The 3,976-nt window shown below is 58.6% G+C and carries 6 protein-coding genes; 3 read left to right on the top strand and 3 right to left on the bottom strand.

Annotation, left to right across the window (positions count from 1 at the left end):
• The 3 genes from Q0288_RS08295 to Q0288_RS08285 all read right to left on the bottom strand — a co-directional run.
• Positions 1–319 (bottom strand): DinB family protein (locus Q0288_RS08295; RefSeq protein WP_299429426.1); only part of this gene is annotated, 319 nt, incomplete at its 3' end.
• 85 nt (positions 320–404) lie between these two features.
• Positions 405–1,175, bottom strand: a complete 771-nt coding sequence (locus Q0288_RS08290; protein ID WP_299429425.1) for an enoyl-CoA hydratase-related protein — start codon at positions 1,173–1,175, stop codon at positions 405–407.
• Positions 1,176–1,224: 49 nt separating this feature from the next.
• Positions 1,225–1,557, bottom strand: a complete 333-nt coding sequence (locus Q0288_RS08285; RefSeq protein WP_299429424.1) for a cupin domain-containing protein — start codon at positions 1,555–1,557, stop codon at positions 1,225–1,227.
• 104 nt (positions 1,558–1,661) lie between these two features.
• Here Q0288_RS08285 and Q0288_RS08280 point away from each other — a divergent pair, with 104 nt between their 5' ends.
• From Q0288_RS08280 to Q0288_RS08270, 3 genes are all read left to right on the top strand, one after another.
• The gene (locus Q0288_RS08280; RefSeq protein ID WP_299429423.1) at positions 1,662–2,888 is read left to right on the top strand and encodes an aspartate kinase; all 1,227 of its coding nucleotides are present in this window, start codon (positions 1,662–1,664) and stop codon (positions 2,886–2,888) included.
• Positions 2,889–2,975: 87 nt separating this feature from the next.
• Positions 2,976–3,491: a phosphoribosyltransferase family protein gene (locus Q0288_RS08275; protein ID WP_299429422.1), complete on the top strand. Its 516-nt coding sequence runs from the start codon at positions 2,976–2,978 to the stop codon at positions 3,489–3,491.
• 150 nt (positions 3,492–3,641) lie between these two features.
• Complete coding sequence (locus Q0288_RS08270; RefSeq protein ID WP_299429421.1) at positions 3,642–3,938, top strand: hypothetical protein; 297 nt, start codon at positions 3,642–3,644, stop codon at positions 3,936–3,938.
• Positions 3,939–3,976: the final 38 nt, after the last annotated feature.

The following is a 3,976-nucleotide window of genomic DNA, read 5'->3' as shown; positions in this document are numbered from 1 at the left end:
GAACCCCGTGCAAGAATGCCAGGTCTTCTTTCCAGGTCCTGGCGGTGGGTTTTTGGGGCACTGCCGGAAAGTTGGCGGGCTTGCGGGGGAAGTTGCCCCGGCGGAGGTCGCCCTCGAGGTGGCGTCGGGCCATAAACTTCCAGTAGGCGCAGTGCAGCGCATACTCCCAGATGCAGTGCCGCCCTTCGGCAGGCCGCCAGAGGGCTTGCGCAGGGGTCAGACCCCGCAAAGAGTTGCACAAGTTGGACCCGTGCCAGGTGGGTTGTTCGTAGGCCTGGTCGAGCAGGGTCAGAATCAGTTGGATCCTAGATTCAGCCATAGCGTCTGTGAAAAGGGGGAATACTGTACCGCCAGCAGCCCCAGCTTTTTCTCTGCTCGCCCAGCATCCCTGCTCCCCTCTCTCCTCACTCCCCCTTCCATTCCGGCTTGCGCTTCTCCACGAAGGCGGTGGTGCCCTCCTGCTTGTCCTTGCTGCCAAAAGCGATCAGGAAGTTGCTGCGCTCCAGGCCTAGCCCGTTTTCCAGGCTCATGTCCTGGGCCCGGCTCACAGCATCCCTGGCCAGTCGCGCAGCCAGGGGAGCGCGGCTTGCGATGGTTTGGGCCAGCTCGAGGGCTTCTTCCAGGTAGAGTTCGACCGGAACTACCCTGTTGACCAGTCCATGATGCTGGGCTTCCCAGGCCGAGAGTACCCGCCCCCCCAAAATCATCTCCATCGCCAGGTACTTGCCCACCTGCCGGGTCAGGCGCTGGGTGCCGCCGCCGCCAGGCATGATGCCCAGGTTGATCTCGGGCTGGGCGAATCGGGCGGTCTCGGAAGCCACAATCAGATCGCAGATCATGGCCAGTTCACAACCACCCCCATAGGCAAACCCCGAAACCGCTGCGATCAGAGGTTTGCGGCCTTTGCGCAAAACCTCGTACTGGTCAGCCCGAAGACCCTTCATCAGTTCGGCCAGGGTGGTCTGTTGAAACTCGGCAACATCGGCCCCTGCTGCAAAAGCCCGCTCGTTGCCGGTGATGACCATAGCCCCGATGGCTGCATCCTGCTCAAATGCGCCGATGGCCTGCACCAGCTCGCGCAGGGTTGCGGTATTGAGGGCGTTGAGTTGCCTGGGGCGGTTTATCTTGACCAGCCCCACCCGTCCGTGGGTTTCGACCAGAATGTTCTCGTACATACAGCCCCCGTGTTTCCCAACTCCCATCCGTAACGTATACGCCGCTGCACTATTTGAGCCGGTCTGCCGGAAAGCGCTCATTTTCCCAACAGTCCATAAAGGCCGTGCCTGCAGCCAGTTTTGCGCTATGGGGAACCCCGCTGGGAATGTGATAATAATCGCCTTTTCGGTAGACTTTCTTCTCACCGCCCATAGTGAACTCGACCTCACCCTCCAGCACCACCCCCCACTGCCCGTCGTGGGTATGCTCAGGAACGACGGTCTCCTCGGAAACCTGAGCAAACCCAATCTGCCCCCGGTGCCCCGAGAGCACCGCCATGTCCATACCCGGCCAGAGTTCGACCTGCTTAAAGGCTTTGAACCATTCAGGAAAGACGTTCATGTTTTAACCTCGCCCATAGCTTATCGCTAATGGCCGATAGCGAATAGCGGCCTGGTTTTGCTATTGGCTAGCGGCTAGCGGCGTGTTAGCATTCACATCTAGCCATGGCTTTGATTGTCCAGAAATACGGCGGAACCAGTGTGGGTGACCTCGAGCGCATTCGCAAGGTGGCCCAGCGCATCGAACACTACCTCGAGAAGGGACACCAGATTGCGGTGGTGGTCTCGGCAATGGGTCGCATGACCGACGAACTGATTGCCCTGGCCAAACGGATCCATAAGCGCCCGCCCCAGCGTGAACTGGACATGCTCACCACCATCGGAGAGCAGCAGTCGGTGGCGCTGCTCTCGATGCAGCTCAACGCGATGGGCATTCCTGCGCGGGGCTTCACCCAGAACCAGATTGGCATCACCACCGATGGGCGCTTTGGCGATGCAAGAATTTTGCGGGTAGAGCCCAGGCTCGTCCAGCAGTCGCTGGATAGGGGAGAGGTTGCGATGGTCGCGGGGTTTATGGGTACTACCCCCGAAGGCGAACTAACCACGCTGGGCCGTGGAGGCTCGGACACCACCGCAGTGGCCCTCGCGGCGGCGCTGGGGGCGCAGGAATGCGAAATCTTCACCGATACCGATGGGGTCTATACCACCGACCCCCACGCGATTCCCGAGGCCCAGAAGCTGCCCAAGATTGGCTATGACCAGATGCTGGAAATGGCGGCTTTGGGGGCCAGGGTTTTGCACCCTCGTTCGGTCTACTACGGTAAGCGCTATGGTGTGAAAATTCATGTGCGCAGCAGCTTTTCCTATAACCCTGGCACTATTGTTACGGAGGATGGTATGGAACTGGATCGCCCAGTGACCGGTGTAGCGCTTGATGATGAAATTGCTCAGATTGGCCTGATTGGAATTCCCGACCGGCCTGGCATTGCAGCCCAGGTTTTTGAGGCCCTGGGGCGCAAAGGCGTAGCGGTGGACATGATTATTCAGGGAGTTCCTGGCCACGAGGCCAGCCGTACCCAGATGGCCTTTACGGTCAACCAGGACTTTGCCGAGGATGCCATGGAGGCCCTCGAGCCTGTACTGGCCGAAATGGGGGGGGAAGCTCAATTGCGGCGCGATATCTGTAAAATTTCCATTGTGGGGGTTGCCTTGGCCTCCACCCCAGGCATTCCGGCCCGGATGTTTCAGGCCCTCTCTAGCGTTGGGGCCAACATCGAGATGATCGCTACCAGCGAGGTGCGGGTCTCGGCCATTATCCCCCTGCAGTCTGCCGAGGCTGCGTTGCGCGCTGTGCATAGCGCGTTTGAACTGGACAGGCCAGTGGCAGGTTAGAACCCAGCGGGTCAGGCGCCAGGGGTGCTGAACCCAGGAGTACCTGGCATCTGGCGCTGGATCCTCGACGCACTGCAGGCGAACCCCATGAACGAATCCCAAGGATACTCAGGCCAGCAGCACCTGTCCTGGCAGGACATCACCCGTCTGGTTTCCAAGCTGTTGGGCCAGGTGAACCCCAACGACTTCGACTGCATTCTGGCGGTTACACGCGGCGGCATGATTCCGGCCTGTCTGGTTTCGGAAGCGACCGATCAGCGCAACATCCTCACCGCAGCCGTGATGTTTTATACCGATCTGGGCGAGACCAGCAAAGACCCGGCTTTTCTCCAGTTTCCCTCGGATAGCCTGCTCTATGGCAAACGCATCCTGATTGTGGACGATGTATGGGACTCGGGCAAAACTGCCGTAGCGGTACGGGAGCGCATCAAGATGGCGGGAGGGCATCCCCAGGTGGCCGTCTTGCACTACAAACCCCTCAAAAGCCGGTTTCCTGGTGATGCCCCCGACTACTACGCCACCGAGACCGACGCCTGGATCGTATACCCCTGGGATCCGGCCCAGGGCTGGACCATGCTGGGGCAGGGGGCAGGCCAGGCTTAAGTAAATTTGAGGTTGACCGGGCGACTTTTCTGGTATTATTGGGCATACAAGCGTTTCGCTAGCAATATGGGTTCGCTCTAGAGATTAAGATAGAGCCAGGGCGCCAATTGCTAGCTAGACAAGGTGGCATATCTTAGCATCGAGGATAATATGGCGATTTCAGTCAACACAGAGGATGCCGACAGTTTTTTTGGCTGGATTGAGGAGGGGTTCAGTCTGCTCAAGCAGTGTGGGAGGCGTCCTTATTTGATCAAAGAAAATGAATTCTGTGTCCTACTGTCTTTTGACGCTGAGCACAAGCCCTTTATCGGTTTCTCAAGAGGCCACAATCCCCACTACATTCGGCAACCTTTACCCGAACCGCTGCCTGAACTCGCGGAAACCATTGTGCAAATTCTGAAAGATAACAGTACTTGGAGAAGTGCCTCAGGTGGCCGCGTTTTATAGGGTTGGACGAGGTGTATGGCAGAGAAAACTTCTCTGGC

It is taken from the genome of uncultured Meiothermus sp. (assembly GCF_937863175.1).
In the GTDB taxonomy this organism is placed as follows: domain Bacteria; phylum Deinococcota; class Deinococci; order Deinococcales; family Thermaceae; genus Meiothermus.
This window is presented reverse-complemented; position numbering and strand designations above follow the sequence as displayed.